Source organism: Actinoplanes sp. KI2, assembly GCF_025630775.1.
Classification (GTDB): Bacteria; Actinomycetota; Actinomycetes; order Mycobacteriales; family Micromonosporaceae; genus Actinoplanes.
Map to the genome: position 1 here is coordinate 164,016 of NZ_JAOSZE010000002.1, position 20,663 is coordinate 184,678.

Here is a 20,663-nt window from a genome sequence, read left to right on the forward strand (position 1 = left end):
CGGGTGCGATGAAGCGCTCAACTCGCCGCCCGGCGCAACCGAATAGGGGCGGTGGCCACCGTTGCCGGCACGGCGGCCGACCTGAACGGTGCTGCTTCCCCCACGAGCAAGGGCGACGACGTGATCAAGCCGATCGGTGACCCGGTCACCAGCGCGTCGCCGCGTGCGGGGGCCACGATCATCGCCGGGGACTCGACGGGCCGCTTCGGGCTGCGGGCTGCCGTGGGAACGGTGTGGGCCCGCCTGCGCGGCTGGCTGGGTCCGGTGGCCGACCTGGTGCTGCTGATCGTGGCCACGGTGCTGATCGGCCGGTACTGCGGCGCGTTCACCGGCTTTCCGAAGGGCTACGACGTGTGGGGACACATGTCGAAGGTCCGGATGCTGGTCGACGGGTTCCCGCACATCGACTGGAACGACCAGTGGTACGCCGGGCAGCCGGCGTTCCTCGGCTCGTACCCGCCCGGCTACCACCTTCTCGTGGCCGGGCTGAGCTGGGTGACCGGCTGTAGCCTGCCGGACGCCATGCTGGTGGTGGGCGCGGCGGCGGTCATCATGCTGATCGCCGGCTGCTACCTGCTGGTGTTCGGGGTGACCGGCAGCCGGGTGGCCGGGTTGCTGTCGGCCGGGCTGCTGCTGGCCAGCCCGACGATGTGGGACCAGATCGTGGAACTGGGCCTGTATCCGCGGTTCACCGCGATGGCGATCGGCGCGCTGGCCGCCGGCTGTGCGGCGCTGTACCGGCGCTCGCCCAGCCGGTTGCGCGCTACGGCCACCGTTGTGCTGCTCGCCGGGTCGCTGGGCACTCATCCGATTTCCGGCGGCATCTGCAGCGGCGCGGTCGGCCTGGTCCTGCTGTGCGCGGTCGAGCCCGACTTCCGCGCCCGGGTACGCCGGGCCGTGGTGACCGTCGGCGCGGCGTACGCGGTCTGCGGGTTCTTCTACCTGCCGCTGGTGCTGATGAAGCGCTCGCAGAGCGCGTTCACCGACGTCGAGGTGCCGCTGCGCTTCGATGAGCTGGGCTGGCCGAGTCACGGATGGCTGGACACGCTGCCGCCGGTGATGCTCATCGGCTGGGCCGTCGCCGTCGTCGCGGTCGCCCGGGCGTTGGTGGTGTCGCGCCGGCTGGCGCGGCCCACCGGCATCGTCGTGGCCCCCACCGACCGCAGCGGGGGCAGTTGGGTGTCCGCCGGGGCGGCAGCAGGGTTCATCGAGCGGTCCGAGCGCCTCGCGCGGCAGGTGCCCGATGTGTTGATCGCTGCCGGCCTGACCGCCGCCGGGTTCGTGGCCATCGGCTACGGGTTGCTGGGCCATTTCCTCGACCGGTTCCCGTACTACGTCAACGGCCTGCAACCGCGAGACCTGCTGGTCTACCCGGCGTGGCTGCTGTCGGCCGCGCTGGGCATCCTCACCTGCGTCGCGGTGCACCACCGGCGCCGGCTCGCCCGCACGGCGGCCGCGCTGATCTCGACCGTGCTGGTCGGCGCATGCCTGGCCCAAACCGTTCCGCTGCTGCCGACGGGGGTGCGCGACAGCTCCGACGTCGCCACCGACGCGATGATCGGGCTGCTGCCGCCGGAGGCCTACCGCAGCCAGGACTACCGCATCTTCGGCGTGTCCGACCTCACCTCGCGGTGGATCAACGCGGTGACCACCACCCCGCAGCTGCGCGGTTACGACGACCACGGCAACCTGCACCTGGACTGGCAGTACTGGCTCGAACAGACCGTGACCGGCGCACCCACGGACACCAACGCCCAGCAGATGCGCTTCCTGCTGGACTACTACGCCGGCCGGTGGCTGCTCACCGACACCGAGCAGACCCGGTCGAAGCTCGCCGGCGACCCCGCGTTCATCCAGGCCGGTCGCGAACAGGTCTACGCCGACGTGAGCATCTGGGCCTACCGCGACGCGCACCCGATCGCCACCGCGGTGACCGCCCCGACCGTGCTGGTCATCGGTGACGACGTGCACTACGACCTGCTGCTGCGCACCCTCGCCCTGGCCGGCGTCGGCGCCGACCGGCTGCTGCCCGTACGGGGCCCGGCCACCCTCACCGATGTCACCGCCGCCCAGCTGCGCGACTACCCGACCGTGTTCGTCTACGGAGCCGCCCCCGGCAAGCGGCCCGCCACCGCCGCGTTCGCCGCCTACACCCAAGCCGGTGGGAACCTGGTCCTCGACATCGCCGACAATCCGGCCGCCGACGCCGTCGCCAAGGCGGTCGGCGCCCCGGTCGGCGGCACCCGCAGCTCCATCGTGGCCGACCGGTGGTGGTTCACCGGCATCCACGCCGCCACCACCGCGCACTGGTCACCACCGCTGTACGGCGGCAGTGCGCCCTGGGATGTCCTCACCTCCACCACGACCGGCAAGGCCGACGTGCTGCTGGCCTCCGGCGGCACACCGGTGGTCCAACGCGCACCCGTCGGCACCGGCCACGTGACCTGGTCCGGGCTCAACCTGCCCTACCACGCCGCTGCGTTCGCCAACCCCCACGAGGCGGCCTACCTCGGCCGGCTCCTCGGCGCGGCCGAGACCGCCGAGCCCGTCACCCCGGTCACCCGGGTCCGCCACAACGCGGAGCACCGCGACGTCATCCTGCCGCCCGGCGTCAACAAGGTCCTGGTGCGCGAGTACACCAGTGAAAGCTGGCACGCCACCGTGGCCGGCCGCAGCGTGCCGCTGGCATCCGCCGGACCCGGCATGATGTTCGTGCAGGTCCCGGAGCACAGCACCGCGGTCACCATCAGCCTGGAGTATCGGCTGTCGTTCTTCGAACAGGCCGGCATCGGGGTCAGCATCCTCGCCGTGCTCGCGATCCTGGGCTTCGCCGCCGGAGGCGCCCCGCTGCTGCAGAAAACGGTGGCACGCGTGCGGTCGACACGGCCGTTCCGGTCACGGTGGCGCTTCCGCCGGCTCCCACCCGGGACGCCACCGACCGGATGACCCCGCCGGTGACACCCGAGCAGGCCAGCAGCGAAACGCTCCGGGCCGCGGTCACTGCGCCGCCGCCAGGGTGCGGACGAGCCGACCGGCCACGGTCGTCGCGGCGCCGCCAGGGTGCGGACGAGCCGACCGGGCACGGTGACCAGGCGGGTGCGACCGCCGCGGGCGGCGACGACCTCGACCTCCGGCAGGGCCTCGCGGACCCCGGCCGCGGATGCGGCGGCGGTCGCCAGCGCCAGAAGATCCGGTCCGCGCGCGCTCGCGGTGAGGGCGGCGGGTACGAGCGCGCGGGCCGCCGCCCACACCTCGGCCGCGGCACCGGCGCGCAGCGCACCGGTGAGGAACTCCGGCGCAGCACGAGAACGCCGGCGTCGTGCAGAGCGACGAGCTGGTGGCCCACCAGAGCGCGCAGATCGGCGCCGGCCAGGTCGTCGCGCGCGGCGGTCATGACCGGCACGCTACCGGCAGGCACCGACAAATCCCCTTTGCCGCCGAGGTGGTCGGCCTCGGCATTCGGCCCACGGGCGGGCGGACTCGCTGCTACGGTGATTTCGTCGTCAACGTCCGTTTTGTCAGGTAGGGAGTAATTGGTGGCTGGGCTCGGAAATGCGCTGCGGCGCGCAACGGCACTGCTGGCAACGTTGACCGTCGTGGCGGCCGGCATGACGACGCCGGCGGCGGCGTGGGCCGGTGCGGGCAGTTCCCACTGCAGCGTCGTCGTGTACGACACCGGCGAGGACGGCTATCTCGCCGTGAACGCCCAGAACGGCCCGCTGGGTTGTCACGTCTACCGGGAGGACGCCGCGGCCGCGAGCACCCGGTGGGACCCCATCCGCAGCGGTGCCATCTATTGGAACCGGGCCGACGACGCAGACTCCAGCTGCTGACCCCGTCCGGGCCGGCCGGCGGCACCGGCTTCCCGGTCCGCTGAACCGGGGACCGGTGCCGACACGTACCTCCGGAGAAGCGGAACCATCACGCCCGGAGGGAGCAGGCACCGTGCGCGCTTCGCGGAACCGCCGTCCGGGCGCGCGAAAATGGCCGTCCCGGGGGCGGGACGGCCATTGCCTGCTGGAACGTGGTCAGCGGCCCCGGCGGGTGCGGACCTCCTGGAGCCGCTCGTTGAGGATGTCCTCCAGCTCCGAGATCGAACGGCGCTCGAGGAGCATGTCCCAGTGGGTGCGCGGCGGCTTCGCCTTCTTCTGCTCCGGCTCGCTGCCGTCGACCAGGCGGGCGACGCTGCCGTCGAACTTGCACTCCCAGGTGGTGGGCACCTCGGCGTCGACGGCGAACGGCACCTCGAACTGGTGGCCCTTGACGCACAGGTACTCTCGGGTCTGCCGGGGAGCCAGCTCGGTGTTGCGGTCGGACTCGTAGCTGACTGCGCCAAGACGGCTGCCGCGCAGCATGCGTTCGCCCATGATCGGCTTTCCCCTCGCTCGTGGTGCTGCTCTCGTTGGTGTAACGAAAGGCGCGGCCGTGGGATTCCACGGTCGCCAAAGGCTCCGGACCGCCGTTGTGACGGCAGTGTTAACGCTACGAGCGTAACCGGACCCCGCATGTTCCCGTCATCGCAGACCCTCGCGGAGATGGACCTTGGTCCACTTTACGCGATTATGGGTGTTCTGCGGGTGGTGCGATGTCGGTCACCCAGTCGGTTACCCGGCAATCGGCCGGAGGGTTTCCCCGGGCCGACGCAAGTTATTCGTCCGGCGGGCGCCGGACTTGAGGTGTCTCCCTCAGCGGAGCACCTCGCCCTCGATGACCTCGCCCTCGATCGCGGCGGCCCGCTCCGGCGCGCGGTCGGCCGGCTCCGGCTCGACCACGACCTCGACCGGGTCGCCACGGCGGACCTTGACCCGGCGCGGGCCGAACAGATCGCCGGCGACCATCGGGTCGATGCGGCGCGCCGCGAAGCTCTCGACGCCGCGGCGGGCGAACCCGCGCAGCGGCGGGACGAGCATCAGCAGGCCGGCGAGCGAGGTGAGGAAACCGGGGAAGGCCAGCAGCAGCGCGCCGCCCAGGCCGACCAGCGAGTTGGTCACCTCGGGACCCGGCGGGCGGCCCTGGTCGGCGGCGGCCCGGAACGCCCGCCAGCCGCGGGCGCCCTCGCGGCGCAGCAGCGCCATGCCGGCCACGGTGAACGCGGCGAGCAGCAGCAGCGCCCAGCCGCCACCGATCGCGTGCGCGACCGCCAGGAACACCGCGACCTCCGCCACGAACAGGGCGGCGAGCGCGAGCGGCAGCACGGCAAATCCTCGACGCTGCATGTGAGCCTCCGGTGTCACGCCTACCGAACCAGCATGACACGCCCCGGCCCGGTCACGGCCAGGTCGACCCCGGCCGGGGCTTGCGGCCGAGCGCCTTCAGCAGGCCGTCCCGGCGCGCCTGCACCCCCCACACGGTGACCCTGAGCAGCTGTTCCTTGAAGATGTTGCCGCTCATCTTGCTGACACCGTGTTCGCGCTCGGTGAACGTGATCGGCACCTCGGTCATCCGGAAGCCGTTCCGGAACGACCGCCAGGCGAGCTCGACCTGGAACGAGTACCCGGTGGAGGCGATCGTCTCCACGTTGATCGCGTCGAAGACCGGCATCCGGTACGCGCGGTAGCCGCCGGTCGCGTCGCGGAACGGCATGCCCAGCGCCATCCGGATGTAGATGTTGCCGCCGCGCGACAGCAGCAGCCGGTGCACCGGCCAGTTGTGCACGCTGCCGCCCGCGATGTAGCGGGTGCCCAGCACCGCGTCGTGGTCCTTGAGCGCGTCGAGCAGCAGCGGCAGTTCCTCGGGGGCGTGCGAGCCGTCCGCGTCCATCTCGACGACCGCGTCGTACCCCTTGTCCTTGGCCCAGGCGAAGCCGGCCTTGTACGCCGCGCCCAGGCCCTCCTTGCCGGCCCGGTGCAGCACGAAGATGTGGTCGTCGGCCAGGGCGAGCTCGTCGGCGATCCCGCCGGTGCCGTCCGGCGAGTTGTCGTCGGCGACGAGAACGTCGACGTCGGGCACCGCGGCCCGGACCCGCCCGGTGATCATCCGGATGTTGTCGGCCTCGTTGTAGGTCGGGATGACCACGAGCACCCGTCCAACTCCCGGGTAGCCCTCCGCCTCGCTCACCGTGCCTCCGCCTTCTCCGCACCGTCACCGGTGATCTCACGACGACCGCGCCGCAGGACGAACGCGGCAGCCAGCGCGGCCACCGCCAGGACAACGGCCGCGATCTCGGGCAACGCACCCAAGCGAGTGGCCAGCGTACGCGACGAGGTCAGATGCACGGCACGCACCTGCACCGCCGCCGTGTTGAACCCGGTCAGCTGGTGGACGCTGCCGTAGCGGTCGACGAACCCGGAAACCCCCACCGTCGAGACCATCATCGAGTCACGGCCGTGCTCGACCGCCCGCAGCCGCACCATCGCCATCTGCTGCCTTGCCTCGGCGGCGTTGAAGGTGGCGTTGTTGGTCTGCACCGCGAGCACCTGGCCGCCGCCGGTGACGGTGTCGCGGACGATGCCGTCATAGGCGACCTCGAAGCAGATCACATCGCCGAGGGTCAGCGGCCCGGTCCGCAGCACCCCCGGTGTGGCGCCGGGAACCATGTTGCGCACCAGGGCGACCTTGTCCGAGACCAGCTTAGCCACCGAGCGCAGCGGCATGTACTCGGCGAACGGAACCGGGTGGCGCTTCACGTACTGCTGGGTCGGGTCGGGGCCGGCGCCGGGCACCCAGAGCAGCCCGGCGTTCTTGATGTTGTTCGGGTTGTTGGTCCGCAGCACGGTGCCGACCAGGATCGGCGCCTTGATCGCATCGGCGGCCGCGGAGATCTCGCCGGCCGCGTCCTGGTTGCGCAGCGGGTCGATGTCGCTGGAGTTCTCCGGCCAGACCACCAGGTCGGGCTGCTTGCGCTTGCCGGCCGCGACGTCGGCGGCCAGCTGCAGGGTGGCCTTGACGTGGTTGTCGAGCACGGCGCGGCGCTGCTCGTTGAACTCCAGGCCGAGCCGGGGGACGTTGCCCTGGACGATCGCGATCGTCTTGACCGGGCCCTGGTCGCCGCCGAGCGGGACGGCGCGCGGCAGGACGACCAGCGCGAAGGCGATCACCGACAGGACGATGACCGGGTCACGCCACGGCCGGCGCCAGTCGAGCCGGGGCCGGGCGAGCCACGGCTTGCGCCGCGTTTCCGCCGGTAAGGCCCGCCAGGCCGGGAAAATCAGGTAATAGAGACCGACGAGGGCGCCCGCGGCGGCGGCCACCCCGAAGGTCACCGCGGGGGCACCGCCGAGCGCGGCGAGCCGCAGCACCGGCGCGTCGGCCTGGCTGAACGCCAGCCGCCCCCACGGGAAGCCGCCGAACGGGGCCCGGTCGCGCACCGCCTCCTGGGTGACCCAGAGCAGGCCGAGCAGCGGCGGCCAGAGCAGCCCCCGCCACCGGTCGAGCAGCGGCCGCAGCCACGCGGTGGCGAGCCCGGTCAGGCCGAAGAAGACCGCCTCGGCGGTGGACAGCAGCGCCCAGGGCAGCCAGCCGGCCGCGAAGCTCGTCCAGTGCAGCAGTGGGTAGAACAGCACCGCCCCGGCGAGCAGGCCGAGCCCGAACCCGGCGCGCAGCCGGCGCCGGTGGGTGGCGATGGCCAGCAGCGCCACCCCCACGATGGCGAGCGGCCAGAGGTCGAACGGCGGAAGCGCGAGCAGCAGGGCGGCACCGGCGGCCACCGCGAGGACCAGGGCCGTCCGGAGGCCGGTCGGCGCGGGGCCCTCGGCAGGCGGGCTGGCCTGCGGCGCGGCCGGGGGCTGCAGCGTCATTTCCACGCGCGGAAGGCTACCGGTCCCGGCTGGGAACGGAACAGGCGCTGCGGAGAACTGAAGAAGCCCGGCCCGGACAGGAAGAGGCGCCGCGGGGAACTGAAGAAGCCCGGCCGGGACGGGAAGAGGCGCGGCCGGGACAGCGGCCGCGCCTCTTGTACTCCTTTGCCTCCCGGGCACGGCCGGTGGGTCAGCGGGACGTCGCGGACGCCTTCGGACCGACGCGCCGCGGACTGGCTGCCCCCGTCGTGCCGTTGTCTACTGGCGCCGTCTCGCACCCCTGCCCCACCGACGGTCTGATCGGTCGACGGCCGCCCCGCCGGCCCCGGCCCACTGGACCTGGCTGAACGCGCGACCCCTGCGAGGACTGCGGCCAGTGGGATGGGGAACGAAGTAGACAACGATCGCTTGCCGTGCTCAGGACCTGAAGACGGTACGTCCGGCCCCCGCCCGCCTGTCAACCGCCACCCCCGCGCTTGGGCGTGTCGCGTTTTTCGGCGTGTCATGTCCCGTACCCGACCACGTCACAGCGTGTTCAACAGCCGGGCCGCGGCGGCACGATGATCGATGGCGAGCAGGCCGGCCGCGGCCAGAACGTACCGCTCGTCGACGACCGTCCGCGCGCCGGCCGGGGCCGCCCAGCCGCCGGCCGTGTCGGCCAGCACCGCTTCCAGCACATACGGCCCGCCGCCGTGCCGCAGCACCCCGCCCGAGCCGACCACGAGGCGGACCTCGCGCAGGTCACGGCCTCCGGTGCGTGGCCGGCCGGGACCCGGAGAGTGACCGCGGGCGTGCCGGCGAAGAGCCACGATCGCGGCCGCGGCGGCCAGATCACGATCACTCTCCGGCGTCGGGGGTTGTCCGGTTTCCGGAAGTGCCAACTTCTCCGCTGTGGCCGCCGCCACAGTGCCGGCCGCGCCGACCGCCACGCCGAGATCGCCCTCGACCGTCCGCGAGCGCCACAGCGTCCCGGCCACGTCGCGGCGGGGCCCGGCGGTCAGCTCGGCGTCCGGCACCAGGGCGGAGTAGACATCGGTGGTCGCGCCGCCGACGTCCACCACCAGCACCCCGGTGCCGGTGAGGTCGGCCAGCAACTCCACCCCGGCGAGCACGGCGTCGGGCGTGGCGGCCCGCACGAGCGAGGCGAACCGCCCGCCGCGGGAGAGCTTCTTGCCGCCGATCACATGCCGGAGGAACACCTCCCGGATGGCGGCGCGGGCCGGCCCCGGATCGAGCACCCCGATCTTCGGCAGCACGTTCGCCGTCGCGGTGACCGATATGCCACGGTTTTTCAGGAGAAGCGCCGCCTCGTCCCGGGCGTCCGCGTTGCCCGCCAGCACGACCGGCACTTTAAGGCGAGAAGTGCCGATTCGTTGGGCGTTATGGAGTAAAACGGACGCGTCCCCGCCATCCGTTCCGCCCACCAGCAGGATCACGTCGGGGCGGGACTCGCGCAGGGCGGCCACCTTGCCGCCGTCGAGGGGTCCCGCGGCCACGTGGACGACCTGGGCACCGGCCGACAGCCCGACCCGGTGCCCGGCCTCGGCGGTGACCAGCGACTCGTAGCCGACCACCGCCAGCCGCAGACCGCCACCGGCCGAGCTGCACACGTACCGCAAATCGCTCTTGGCACCGCGCAGAGCGGCCACCGCGGCATCCAGGCCCTCGAGCACGTCGCTCGCGGCCGTGGTCGGCACCTCGGCCCGCCCGGTCATCTCCCCGGTCGAAAGATCGATGCGACAGGCTTTCGTGTACGTGGACCCGACGTCGACGCAGACCGCGGCGGTCACGCTGAGCCCTTCTCTGGCATGCCCTTCTGGCCCTCGCCTGCGAGGCCGTCCGCCCGTGCAGCTGGGTGCCGCTCGGTGCAGGCGGTCATGCCTTCGGCGGCACGACAACCGTGCCGGTGGCGGTCACCGCGACGATCGGCTCGTCGAGAACGGCGGCCGCCGAGCCCCCGGTCCCCCGGCACACGACCCGCGACTCGAACGCCATCTTCCGGGAGCGGGTGCCCATCTTCACCACCGTCGCGGTGATCTCGAGGACGTCGCCGGCCTGCACCGGCGCCTTGAACTGGACGTCGTCGTACGAGGCGAACAGCCCCTCGTCGCCGTCCAGCCGGATGCAGACCTCGGTGGCGACGTCGCCGAACAGGCCGAGCGAGTACGCCCCGTCCACGAGGTTCCCGGCGTAGTGGGCATGCGAGTAGGGCACGTAGCGGCGGTGGGTCACGGTGATCATTTGGAGCTCCCGGTCAGGGTGTGGACAAGGTAGGAGGCGACCTCCCGCGGCGTGGTGCCCCGGCCGAAGATCCGGTCGACGCCGAGCTCGCCGGCCATCAGCTCGTCGAACCGCGGCCCGCCGACGATCAGCAGCGGGCGCTTGCCCTCGGGCAGCGCCTCCCGGAACGCGGCCGACATCGCCCGGGTGTTCTGAAGGTGTGCGTCCCGCTGGGTGACCACCTGCGACACCAGCACGGCGTCCGCCTTCTGCGCCCGCGCCGTCTCGACCAGGTCGGGCACCGACACCTGGGCGCCCATGTTGGTCACCGCGAGCTCCCGGTAGGACTCCAGGCCCTTCTCCCCCGCGATCCCCTTGAGGTTCAGGATCGCGTCGATCCCGACCGTGTGCGCGTCGGTCCCGATGCACGCACCGACCACGTTGAGCCGCCGCCGCAGCCGGCGCTTGATGACCGCGTTGACCTCCTTGGCGCTCAGCAGCGGGTAGTCCCGCTCGACCACCTGCACCTTCTCGGTGTCGACCAGGTGATGCACCTTCCCGTAGACCACGAAGAAGGTGTACGCGTCGCCCATCTGCTTGGCGTGCACGAGCATCGCCGGGTCCATGCCCATCTTGGCGGCGAGCTGCAGCGCGGCCCCTTCGGCCCGCTTGTCGTGCGGGATCGGCAGCGTGAACGAAAGCTGCACCATCCCGTCCCCGGTCGTGTCCCCATAGGGCCGAATGATGCTCATGACTCCAGGGCCTCCGTCACAGGGTTGTAGTAGTCCTCGTCGTGCTTCGCGACGCCGTCGAGGCCCTTGCCGCGGTTCGCGGGGCGTTTCATGATGCCGAAGGTGCCGTCGGCGATGGCTTCCAGCAGGGTGTCGTCGACGATCCGCTCGAGCAGGTCGACCGCCTCGGCCAGCACCTGGTGGGCCCGCTGCTGGATGAAGCCGCCCGGCGCGGGCACGAAGTCCTCGTGCAGGTTGCCGGCCCCGGTCAGGACGTACCGCACGTTCTGCAGAGCGATGTCGCGGTCGGACAGCCACGGCGTGACCACCGCCTCGGTCATCATGCCGACCAGCAGGATGCCCTGCCCGGTGAGCGCGCCGACCAGGTTGAAGAAGCCGTCGAGCAGGTTGCCGCGGAATACGTCGCCGGTCATGTGCTTGGTCGGCGGCATCCACTTGAGCGGCGCGTCCGGGAACAGCTCGCGGGCCAGCAGCGCGTGCGCGAGCTCCAGCCGGAACGACTCCGGCACCTCCGGGTTGATCTCGAAGGCGTGCCCCAGGCCCAGCTGCCAGTCGGCCAGACCGGCCTCGTGCGCGAAGTACTCGTTGAGCAGCTGGGAGACCGTGACCGTGTGCGCCGCCTCGACCGCGTCGGCCGTGGTCAGGTAGTTGTCCTCGCCGGTGTTGATGATGATGCCGGCGCGGGCGTGCACCTGCCGGGAGAAGCGCTGGTCGACGAAGGTGCGGATCGGGTTGATGTCGCGGAACAGGATGCCGTACATCGAGTCGTTCAGCATCATGTCCAGGCGTTCCAGGCCGGCCAAGGCGGCGATCTCCGGCATGCACAGGCCGGACGCGTAGTTGGTCAGCCGTACGTAGCGGCCAAGCTCCTTCGACGTCTCGTCGAGCGCCGCCCGCATCAGCCGGAAGTTCTCCTGGGTCGCGTACGTGCCGGCGAAGCCCTCCCGGGTCGCACCCTCCGGCACGTAGTCGAGCAGCGACTGGCCGGTCGAGCGGATCACCGCGATCACGTCGGCGCCGGCCCGGGCGGCCGCCTGCGCCTGCGGGATGTCCTCGTGGATGTCCCCGGTCGCCACGATCAGGTAGATCCACGGGCGCTGCGCCGGATCCCCGTACCGCTTGATCAGCCGGTCCCGCTCGGCGCGGCGGCGATCCACGACCTTGAGGCCGTCGTTGGTCGCCCTTCTCGCGGCCCTCCTGGCCGCGAGTGCTTCCGCTTTCTTGGCGGGTACGTCGAATCGCACCGCCCCGGCGGCCGCCTTCTGGGCGAGCACGGTGATGTCGTCGACGCCGCCGGCCCGCATCGCGTGGAAGACCGGAACCGCCACGCCGTGGCCCAGGCCGACGTCCGCGACGACGGCGTCCACCAGGCGGTTCACCCAGGGGATGCCGTCGGAGTCGGCGCCGCGCACGCCGGCCAGGCGCAGCACCGCCCGCTCGACCGACACGGTGGTGTGCGAGCGGGCCAGGTCGACGACCGGCCGGCCCGCCTTCGCGGCGAGCCGGCGGGCGGTGCGGACCACCCGCGGATCGAGGTTGAGCTTCCCGGCCACCGTGTTTCCTCCTGTTTCCTGCCCGGCCGGCGTCGTTGCCGGCCGGGATGTCACCCTTCGAAGATGGTCTCGCCGGCGAGGACCGTGCGGTGGCACACCGGGCGTTCCGGGGTCACGCCGTCCACGTCCGGCAGCAGCGTGGGCAGCCCGCCGGTGGTACCGGCCGGGGTCGCCCACACCGCGAAGGTCGCCTCCTTGCCGGGCGCGAGCACGCCGGCGTCGTCGACCCCGGCCGCCCGCCAGCCGCCCCGGCTGGACGCCGCGAACGCCGAGCGCACGCTCATCCGGTGCACCGGGTTGGTCGGCGCCGCCGCGGCCACCACCACCGACCACGGGTCGAGCGCGGTGACCGGCGAGTCCGAGCCGAACGCGAGCGGGACACCGGTGGCGTGCATGGTGCCGATCGGGTTGCTGGCCAGAGCCCGGGCCCGGCCGAGGCGCTGGGCGTACATCCGGCCGTCGCCGCCCCAGAGCGCGTCGAAGACCGGCTGCACCGAGGCGGTGACGCCGAACTCGACCATCCGGGCGATCATCGGCTTGTCGATCAGCTCGACGTGCTCGATCCGGTGCCCGGCCGCACGCACCTCGTCGACGCCCACGTGCTTGGCGGCCAGCGCGAACCCGTCGAGGACCGCCTCGATCGCGGCGTCGCCGATCGCGTGGAAGCCGCCCTGCACACCGACCGCCATGCACTCCAGGAGATGCTCGGCGGCCTGCTCGGCGGTCACGAACGCCTCGCCGACGCCGTGGTCGCCGTCGTGGTACGGGTGCCGCAGCGACGCGGTGCGCGAGCCGAGCGCGCCGTCCGCGTACAGGTCGCCGCCCGCGCCGACCGCGCCCAGCTCCCGGGCCCGCTCGGCGCCGCCCAGCTCGCCCCAGTAGCCGTACACCCGGGGAAGGCCCTGCCCGGAGAGCGCGAGCACCGACAGCAGGTCGGCCTCGCTGGAGGTGCCCGGGCCGCCGCACTCGTGCACGGCCGCGATGCCCAGCGACGCGGCCCGGGTCAGGGCGGCCCGCTGCGCCGCGGTCCGCTGCGCCGGGGTCAGCTCGTCCAGCGCCACCGCGCGTACGGCATGGTGGGCCTGCTCCCGCACCCAGCCGGAGGGATCGAACCCGGCGCTGCCCTCGGCGGCCGGCAGCAGCGCGGTCGACACCAGGGCGGAGTGCACCGAGGCCTGCGACAGGTAGACCCGCCGGCCGCCGGCCGCCGTCGCCAGCTCCGCCGCGGTGGGCGGGGTCTGGTCGGCCCAGGTCGACTCGTCCCAGCCGTGGCCGTGCACGACCGCGCCGGCCGGCCGGGTCGCGGCGAACTCCGCCACCCGGTCCAGAAGCGCAGCGGCCGACCGTACGCCGGACAGGTCGAGCCCACCGGAGGTGAGCCCGGTGTCGGTGGCGTGCACGTGCGCGTCGACGAACGCCGGGGTGACCAGCAGACCGCCCAGGTCCACCCGCCGGTCGGCGGAGGGAACGTCGGCGGTGTCGCCCAGCCAGACGATCCGGCCGTCGCGGACCAGCATGGCGGTGGCCCGCGGGTCGGCGGCGGAGTAGAAGCGGCCGTTGGTGAATGCAACCGAGGGGTGCTCTGTCATGCGCGTCAGTGTCCCGCGACGCGTGCCTCGAACAGCCGCCGGACCGCCGGTACGCGACGGAGCAGGTCCACCGCGAACTCGGCGTGACCGGGGAGGTACCCGTTGCCGATGAGCATCGTCACATCGGCGGCCAGGCCCTCGGCGCCCAGCGCGGCGGCCGGGAAGCTGGTCGCCATCGAGAAGAAGATCACCGTGCCGCCGGCCGCGGTGGCCAGGATCGCGCCGTGCTCGCAGCCGGGCACGTCCACGCAGACCACGGTCACCGTGGCGGGCGCGCCGAGCGCCTCGGTGACCGCCGCGGAGACGGCGACCGGGTCGCGGGCGTCGGCGATCGCCACCGCATCGGCCAGGCCGGCCTCGCGCAGCACGCCCGCCTCGGCCTCGCTGACCACCACGCCGCAGGTGCGGGCGCCGGCCAGCCGGGCCGCGGCCAGCGACAGCGAGCCGCTCTTGCCGGCGCCGCCGAGCACCGCGACGGTCACCTCGCCCCCGCCGTCGTAGTCGCGGACCACCCGGTCGGTCAGGGCGGGCGCGCCGCACACGTCGTAGACGGCCAGGGCCAGCTCGGGGGCGAGATCGTCGGGCAGGACCGCGGCCACCGAGCGGCCGAACAGGATGGCCGTGCCCTTGGCCGGCACCTGCTCGCCGAGGCCGTCCCAGCGGGCCAGGCCGTCGGTGATGTGCAGCGGGGTCAGCGTCAGCGAGACCAGGGTGGCCACCCGGTCGCCCACCTTGACGGGCAGCGTCGACTCGGAGCCGACCGCCTCGACCACGCCGATCAGCATGCCGCCGGAGCCGGTGACCGGATTGTGCATCTTGCCGCGCGTACGCACGATCTCCAGCACTTCGGCGCGGATCGCGTCGCCCCGGCCCTCGTGTTTCTCGGCCAACTGCCGATAGCTAGCGGCGTCGAGGTTCAACCGCTCGACCGCGATGCGCACCTCGTCGGCCGCGATCTCGGGGCTCGGATCGAGGCGCCAGGCGGCCTGCGGCAGCACACCGGCCGGGTCCAGGACCCTGGAAAGTCCCACAGAAGCAGACATCAACCCCATCCTCACCAAAAATCAAGAAGCTCTGGCAGCTGCTTCACCGTAAATCCTCCGGGCCAGAGGTTTCTAGACGAAAAATTATCCAGTACGTTGGTTCAGATCCTGCACCGACCCAGGGAGGCACCGATGACCGTTGCTGCCGGTCAGCCCTACGACTACCAGCGACGCCCCCTGGCCGAGCCGGATTGGACCCGATTCCCCGGCTGGCGTGATGTCACCGCGGCCCAGTGGGAGTCCGCGCAGTGGCAGCGGGTCAACTGCGTGAAGAACGTCAAGCAGCTGCGCGCCGTCATGGGCGACCTGCTCGACGAGCGGTTCTACGCCGACCTGGAGGCCGACCAGCAGCGCCTGGCCACCATGTCGATGCTGATCCCGCCGCAGATGATGAACACGATGGTGCCGGCCGCGACGCCGGACACCGAGTCGTTCTACGCCGACCCGATCCGCCGCTACATGATCCCGGTGGCCTCCGACCGCGACCCGGTCTGGCCGTCGCACCCGCACGCCACCCGCGACTCGCTGCACGAGCACGACATGTGGGTCGCCGAGGGCCTCACCCACCGCTACCCGACCAAGGTGCTCGCCGAGCTGCTGTCCACCTGCCCGCAGTACTGCGGGCACTGCACCCGGATGGACCTGGTCGGCAACAGCACGCCCACGGTCGACAAGCTGCGCCTCACGCTCAAGCCGGTCGACCGGTACGACGCCCACCTGGCCTACCTGAAGGCGCACCCCGGCGTCCGCGACGTGGTGGTGTCCGGCGGCGACGTGGCCAACGTCCCGTGGAAGCAGCTCGAGACGTACCTGATGGGAATCCTGTCGGTCCCGACCGTCCGCGACATCCGGCTCGCCACCAAGGCGCTGATGGGCCTCCCGCAGCACTGGCTGCAGCCCGACGTGGTCGAGGGCATGCAGCGGGTCGCGATCACCGCCTCCCGGCGCGGGGTCAACCTGGCCGTGCACACCCACGTCAACCACGTGAACTCGCTGACCCCGCTGGTCGCGAAGGCGGCCCAGACGCTGCTCGAGGTCGGCGTGCGCGACGTGCGCAACCAGGGCGTCCTGATGCGCGGCGTGAACGCGACCACCGAGGACCTGCTCGACCTGTGCTTCGGGCTGCAGGGCGAGGCCGGCATCCTGCCGTACTACTTCTACATGTGCGACATGATCCCCAACGCCGAGCACTGGCGGGTCCCGGTCTGGCACGCCCAGCAGCTGCAGCACGACATGATGGGCTACCTGCCCGGCTACGCGACCCCGCGGATCGTCTGCGACGTCCCGTTCGTCGGGAAGCGATGGGTGCACATGCTCACCGAGTACGACCGGGAGCACGGCATCTCGTACTGGACCAAGAACTACCGCACCTCGATCGAGCAGGACGACGCCGAGGTGCTCACCAAGCAGTACGCGTACTACGACCCGATCGACACGCTGCCGCAGTCCGGCCAGGACTGGTGGCGCAAGCAGGAGGCCAACTCCTAGGAGGGGGTGTGAGAGGGCCCCGGCACCACACTGTGCCGGGGCCCTCTCATCCCCTACCGCGGACCGTTGGTCTACCGGAAGGCGTCCTTGACGTCCTTGCCGGCGTCCTTCACGTGCTCGGCAGCCTTGCGGGCCTGCGCCTCGGTCTCCTGCGCCTCACCCTTGGCCACCAGGCTCTCGTTGTCGGTGGCCCGGCCAACGGCCTGCTTGGTCTTGCCGGACAGTTCCTCGGCCTCGTTGCGGACCTTATCGGTGAAGCTCATCGGGCAAACCTCCTTGGTTGTCGTCCAACAATCAGTTGCCCAGGGTCGAGCCGTCTGAAACCGGGTTAATCTCGCCGCCGTGGACGATCACTCTGCGCACGCGAACTCGTTCGGACCGGCCGCCGACATCTACGAGCGCGGCCGGCCCGGCTATCCCGCCGCCGCCCTCGACTGGCTGCTGCCGGCCGGCCGCCCCCGGGTCCTCGACCTGGGCGCCGGCACCGGGAAGCTGACCCGGCAGATCCGCGACCGCGGCCTGCAGGTCACCGCCGTCGACCCGTCCGAGCAGATGCTCGCCCAGCTCACCCGGGCCGTGCCCGGCGTACCGGCGCTGATCGGCACGGCCGAGCGGATCCCGGCACCGGCCGGCTCCGCCGACGCCGTCCTGGTCGCCCAGGCCTGGCACTGGGTCGACCCGGCCCGCGCGGTGCCGGAGATCGCCCGCGTCCTGACCCCCGGCGGCCGGCTCGGCCTGGTCTGGAACCTGCGCGACGAGTCGGAGCCGTGGGTCCGCCGCCTCGGCGAGATCATCGGCAACACGGAGAACGAGCGCGACACCACGGTCGGCGAGCCGTTCGGCCCGGTCGAGATCGCGCACTTCCGCTGGTCGATGACGCTCGGCCCGGACCGGCTGACCGACCTGGTCGCCTCCCGCAGCGCGGTCATCCTGCTCCCGGCCGCCGAGCGCGCCGCGGTGCTCGGCGAGGTGCGCCGGCTGGTCGCCACCCACCCCGACCTGGTCGGCCGCACCGAGTTCCGGATGCCCTACGTCACCGAGTGCGCCCGCGCCACCCTCCGCGCCTAGCGCAGGACATATCCCATGTACGAGTAGTCGCCACCGTGCTGCCGGCGGATCGCGATCTCCTCCCCCACCTGGTCGAGCAGGTCACCCGGCACGCCCTCGGCGCGCAGCTGCTCGATGCGGTCGCCGAGGGGGCCGTAGTACGCGTCCCAGTCCGCGTCGGGCAACAGGTAGGCGGCCTGCACCGTCCAGCCCGCGCGCTGGATGGCCGCCACGTTGCCGGCCGTGTCACGCATGGCCGGGTAGCCCTCGTCCCAGAAGGCCCGCGCGGCCGGCGCCGGCTCGGCGGAGAGCCACTGCGCCTCGGTGAGGACCAGCACGCCGCCGGGGGCGAGCAGCGGCCGCCAGGCGGCGAGGGCGTTGTCGAAGCCCATCAGGTACGCCGAGCCCTCCGCCCACAGCAGGTCGACCGACCCGGCCGCGACGGGCAGATCGTCCATCGAGGCGGCGAGGGTCTCGATCCGGTCGTCGACACCGGCGGCCCGGGCCCGGACGTGCACGGCTTCGAGGAACTGCTCCCGCAGGTCGACGGCGGTGACGTGCCCGCCGGTCAGCTGGGCGAGCAGCACCGAGGCCGGCCCGGTGCCGCAGCCGACGTCGAGAATCCGGGGCCGGTCGGGCAGGGCGCCGGCCAGCCGCAGCAGCAGCCGGGTGGTCTCCGCCGAGCCGGGGGCCTCCCGGGGCAGGCCGGTGTGCGCGAGCCAGAAGGCGTCGGTCAGCTCTGTCATAAGAGCGCAGCATGGCACGCGCCTCACCGGCGAGCACGCGAGTTTCCGATCACCGGCCGACAGCCCGTCGCCGTCGCCGTCGCCGTCGCTTGATCATGCCCGGACCTTGAAGGAGTGGCGTTCGGGGCGGACGGAAACTCAACGCTCTTCGGCGCTCGCTCGCCCTGCCGTGGTGGCCGGCACGTCCGCTACCGCATCCTAGGATGCTAGGTCAGTGGTCTCGGGGCGGGCGGGTACGGCCAGCCGTGGCGGGCGATTCTCGTAGGGCGTGGAGAGGACCACGGTGGTGCGGGTGGTGACGTTGGCGGCGGTCCGGATCTCCTGGAGCAGGCGTTCCAGGTCGGCGGGGCTCGCGACCCGGACCAGGAGCAGGTAGAAGTCCTCGCCCGCCACCGAGTAGCAGGAGTCGATCTCGGAGAGGTGGGCGAGGCGCTCGGGGGCGTCGTCGGGCTGGGACGGGTCGAACGGGCGGATCGCCACGAACGCGGTCAGCGGCAGTTCGAGGGCCTCGTAGGAGACCCGGGCCGTGTAGCCGGAGATGACACCGCGCTGCTCGAGCCGGCGGACCCGCTGGTGCACGGCGGAGACGCTCAGCCCCACCCGCTCGGCGAGGTCGGTGTATGACAGGCGCCCGTCGACGGTGAGGGCGCCCACGATCGCCCGATCGATCTCTTCCACGGCAGAGACACTACTTCCCCCGCCAAGACCATTTTCCCGGGATGAGTTGGCACTTTCGGACCATCGACGGGACCGCATGTCCGAGAGCATGGTGTGGCGATGTCCGCTAGTAGCCCGGAACCGTCCTGGCAACTGCCGCTCCCGCCGGACCCCGGCCCCGTGCAGCGGCGGGTCAAGCCGGTGCACCTGCTGCTCGGCAGCCTGCTCGCGCTGGCGCTGGTGTGCTGCGGCGGCGCGGCCGCCGTGGAGGTGTTCACCGGCGGCAAGGCCGGCAAGACCGGCGCGGCGGCCACGGTCTCGACCGATCCGACGACGCCCGGCGACGACCCGACCACGCCGGCAGCGACGGCGGCGGTGACGACCAGCCCGACGCCCGCTGACACCCCGAAGAAGACCCCGAGGCCGAAGCCGACCACGCCGAAGCCGACCACCGAACCCACGACCGGGCCGCCGACGAGGAGGCCGACCCCCACGCCGACGCCGACCGCGACCACGCCGACGCTGCCGATCGTGCGGGCCGGGGCGTTCTGTGCGCCGGTCGGGGCGTTCGGGATCACCGCCAAGGGCAAGCTGATGCGCTGCACCCGGCAGAGCGAGGACGAGCGGCCGCGCTGGCGGGCCGTCCAGTCGGCAGCCGACCTGTAGCCGGACCCCCGATCAGAGGGAGCCGACCTGTAGCCGCACCCCCGATCAGAGGGAGCCGACCTGTAGCCGCACCCCCGATCAGAGGGAGCCGACCTGTAGCCGCACCGCCGCCGTGGTGCGGGCCGTGTCGCCGGTGGCCAGCAGGTCCAGCAGGGCACCGCGCAGAACGGCCAGCGCCGCCGTCCGCCGGGCCACCGCGTCGGGCGTGTCGCGGGACGCGGCCGGCTGGGCGCCGGCCAGCACCGTGAGCCAGTCGGCCACCGTGCCGGCGGCGAACGCGGACCAGGGGCCGGCCGGGTCGACCAGGCTCCGCGCGTACGCCTCGAGCCACAGCCGCAACAGCGGACGGTGGGCCTCGTCGGAGAGCCACTCCCAGACCGCCGCGGTGGCGGACGGCAGCCCACCCTCCGAGGGCAGGCCGCGCAGCAGGGCGAGCTCGTCGGCCCGTGCCCGGTCGAGCAGCGCCCGCACCAGCCCGTCCTTGCTGCCGAACAGGAACAGCAGCACCCGCGGGCTGGACCCGATCGAGGCGGCGAGGGGCCGCAGCGACAGCTCGGTGATGCCGTGCGAGCGGACGTACGCGTACGCCAGCTCCAGCAACTCCTCTCGCCGCTCCCCCGCCATGGCCGCTATCATCGCACTGAAACGACTGTTTCAGTGGAAGGGCGGGAGGGGAAACGTGATTCGGGAACTGGGCCGGCCCGGGGACCTCGGCTGGGTGGTCAAGGCGCACGGCGAGATGTACGCGGCCGAGTACGGCTGGGACACCGACTTCGAGGCCCTGGTGGCGCGGATCGTGGCGGACTACGCGAACGACCACGACCCGGCCCGGGAGAACGCGTGGATCGCCGAGACGGACGGCAGGAGAATGGGCTGCGTGTTCTGTGTCGACGGCCGGGACGACGGTACGGCCGTGCTGCGCATCCTGCTGGTCGACCCGGCCGCGCGCGGGCACGGCATCGGCAGACAGCTGGTCGACACGTGCCTCGAGTTCGCGCGCAAGGCCGGCTACCACCGGATGCGCCTGTGGACCAACGACCCCCTCCAGGCGGCCCGGCACATCTACCTCTCGCGCGGCTTCCGGCTGACCGGGCAGGAGCCGCACCACAGCTTCGGCGCCGACCTGATCGGACAGACCTATGAGCTGGCCCTGCGGTGAGCGGCAC

At 72.4% G+C, this 20,663-nt stretch carries 21 protein-coding genes; 7 read left to right on the top strand and 14 right to left on the bottom strand.

Annotation, left to right across the window (positions count from 1 at the left end):
• The first annotated feature begins 51 nt into the window (after nt 1-51).
• The 3 genes from ODJ79_RS02485 to ODJ79_RS02495 all read left to right on the top strand — a co-directional run bounded on the left by ODJ79_RS02485 (nt 52) and on the right by ODJ79_RS02495 (nt 3,833).
• Entirely contained in the window at nt 52-2,946 is a 2,895-nt protein-coding gene (locus ODJ79_RS02485; RefSeq protein ID WP_263021635.1) for a 6-pyruvoyl-tetrahydropterin synthase-related protein, read from the top strand.
• Between the two features lie 373 nt (nt 2,947-3,319).
• Complete coding sequence (locus tag ODJ79_RS02490; protein ID WP_263021636.1) at nt 3,320-3,526, top strand: hypothetical protein; 207 nt, start codon at nt 3,320-3,322, stop codon at nt 3,524-3,526.
• Between the two features lie 10 nt (nt 3,527-3,536).
• The gene (locus ODJ79_RS02495) at nt 3,537-3,833 is read left to right on the top strand and encodes a hypothetical protein (RefSeq protein ID WP_263021637.1); all 297 of its coding nucleotides are present in this window, start codon (nt 3,537-3,539) and stop codon (nt 3,831-3,833) included.
• A gap of 195 nt (nt 3,834-4,028) precedes the next feature.
• Here the strand turns inward: ODJ79_RS02495 and ODJ79_RS02500 are convergent, their stop codons facing one another.
• From ODJ79_RS02500 to ODJ79_RS02545, 10 genes are all read right to left on the bottom strand, one after another.
• Nucleotides 4,029-4,367, bottom strand: a complete 339-nt coding sequence (locus ODJ79_RS02500; protein WP_020517072.1) for an RNA polymerase-binding protein RbpA — start codon at nt 4,365-4,367, stop codon at nt 4,029-4,031.
• Between the two features lie 318 nt (nt 4,368-4,685).
• Complete coding sequence (locus tag ODJ79_RS02505) at nt 4,686-5,216, bottom strand: FxsA family protein (RefSeq protein WP_263021638.1); 531 nt, start codon at nt 5,214-5,216, stop codon at nt 4,686-4,688.
• Between the two features lie 52 nt (nt 5,217-5,268).
• Nucleotides 5,269-6,057 carry a polyprenol monophosphomannose synthase gene (locus ODJ79_RS02510; RefSeq protein WP_263021639.1) on the bottom strand — a complete coding sequence of 263 codons (789 nt, stop codon included), beginning with the start codon at nt 6,055-6,057 and terminating at the stop codon, nt 5,269-5,271.
• Entirely contained in the window at nt 6,054-7,736 is a 1,683-nt protein-coding gene (lnt, locus tag ODJ79_RS02515; protein ID WP_263021801.1) for an apolipoprotein N-acyltransferase, read from the bottom strand. Before lnt ends, ODJ79_RS02510 begins: the two co-directional genes overlap by 4 nt.
• Before the next feature lie 524 nt (nt 7,737-8,260).
• Complete coding sequence (locus tag ODJ79_RS02520) at nt 8,261-9,526, bottom strand: glutamate mutase L (RefSeq protein ID WP_263021640.1); 1,266 nt, start codon at nt 9,524-9,526, stop codon at nt 8,261-8,263.
• A gap of 85 nt (nt 9,527-9,611) precedes the next feature.
• Entirely contained in the window at nt 9,612-9,977 is a 366-nt protein-coding gene (locus ODJ79_RS02525) for a hotdog domain-containing protein (RefSeq protein WP_263021641.1), read from the bottom strand.
• Entirely contained in the window at nt 9,974-10,708 is a 735-nt protein-coding gene (locus ODJ79_RS02530) for an OAM dimerization domain-containing protein (RefSeq protein WP_263021642.1), read from the bottom strand. Before ODJ79_RS02530 ends, ODJ79_RS02525 begins: the two co-directional genes overlap by 4 nt.
• The gene (locus ODJ79_RS02535) at nt 10,705-12,261 is read right to left on the bottom strand and encodes a lysine 5,6-aminomutase subunit alpha (RefSeq protein ID WP_263021643.1); all 1,557 of its coding nucleotides are present in this window, start codon (nt 12,259-12,261) and stop codon (nt 10,705-10,707) included. Before ODJ79_RS02535 ends, ODJ79_RS02530 begins: the two co-directional genes overlap by 4 nt.
• 50 nt (nt 12,262-12,311) lie before the next feature.
• Nucleotides 12,312-13,850: an amidohydrolase gene (locus tag ODJ79_RS02540; RefSeq protein ID WP_263021644.1), complete on the bottom strand. Its 1,539-nt coding sequence runs from the start codon at nt 13,848-13,850 to the stop codon at nt 12,312-12,314.
• A gap of 5 nt (nt 13,851-13,855) precedes the next feature.
• Nucleotides 13,856-14,893 carry an L-erythro-3,5-diaminohexanoate dehydrogenase gene (locus tag ODJ79_RS02545; protein WP_263021645.1) on the bottom strand — a complete coding sequence of 346 codons (1,038 nt, stop codon included), beginning with the start codon at nt 14,891-14,893 and terminating at the stop codon, nt 13,856-13,858.
• Nucleotides 14,894-15,025: 132 nt separating this feature from the next.
• Here ODJ79_RS02545 and ODJ79_RS02550 point away from each other — a divergent pair, with 132 nt between their 5' ends.
• Nucleotides 15,026-16,381: a KamA family radical SAM protein gene (locus ODJ79_RS02550; protein ID WP_263021646.1), complete on the top strand. Its 1,356-nt coding sequence runs from the start codon at nt 15,026-15,028 to the stop codon at nt 16,379-16,381.
• 71 nt (nt 16,382-16,452) lie between these two features.
• On the opposite strand, the gene ODJ79_RS02555 is transcribed toward ODJ79_RS02550, so the two are convergent.
• A complete protein-coding gene (locus ODJ79_RS02555) occupies nt 16,453-16,644 on the bottom strand; it encodes a CsbD family protein (protein WP_263021647.1) in 192 nt (63 codons plus the stop codon).
• Between the two features lie 79 nt (nt 16,645-16,723).
• Here ODJ79_RS02555 and ODJ79_RS02560 point away from each other — a divergent pair, with 79 nt between their 5' ends.
• Nucleotides 16,724-17,449, top strand: coding sequence for a class I SAM-dependent methyltransferase (locus ODJ79_RS02560; RefSeq protein WP_263021648.1), 726 nt, complete (start codon nt 16,724-16,726; stop codon nt 17,447-17,449).
• Here the strand turns inward: ODJ79_RS02560 and ODJ79_RS02565 are convergent.
• Together ODJ79_RS02565 and ODJ79_RS02570 are read right to left on the bottom strand one after the other, a co-directional pair.
• A complete protein-coding gene (locus ODJ79_RS02565) occupies nt 17,446-18,174 on the bottom strand; it encodes an SAM-dependent methyltransferase (RefSeq protein WP_263021649.1) in 729 nt (242 codons plus the stop codon). The genes ODJ79_RS02560 and ODJ79_RS02565 overlap by 4 nt on opposite strands.
• A gap of 198 nt (nt 18,175-18,372) precedes the next feature.
• A complete protein-coding gene (locus tag ODJ79_RS02570) occupies nt 18,373-18,852 on the bottom strand; it encodes an Lrp/AsnC family transcriptional regulator (protein WP_263021650.1) in 480 nt (159 codons plus the stop codon).
• 99 nt (nt 18,853-18,951) lie between these two features.
• On the opposite strand from ODJ79_RS02570, the gene ODJ79_RS02575 reads away from it, so the two are divergent.
• Entirely contained in the window at nt 18,952-19,497 is a 546-nt protein-coding gene (locus ODJ79_RS02575) for a hypothetical protein (RefSeq protein ID WP_263021651.1), read from the top strand.
• A gap of 78 nt (nt 19,498-19,575) precedes the next feature.
• Here the strand turns inward: ODJ79_RS02575 and ODJ79_RS02580 are convergent, their stop codons facing one another.
• Entirely contained in the window at nt 19,576-20,121 is a 546-nt protein-coding gene (locus ODJ79_RS02580) for a TetR/AcrR family transcriptional regulator (RefSeq protein ID WP_263021652.1), read from the bottom strand.
• A 55-nt stretch (nt 20,122-20,176) separates the two neighbouring features.
• On the opposite strand from ODJ79_RS02580, the gene ODJ79_RS02585 reads away from it, so the two are divergent.
• A complete protein-coding gene (locus tag ODJ79_RS02585; RefSeq protein WP_263021653.1) occupies nt 20,177-20,656 on the top strand; it encodes a GNAT family N-acetyltransferase in 480 nt (159 codons plus the stop codon).
• Nucleotides 20,657-20,663 lie beyond the last annotated feature (7 nt).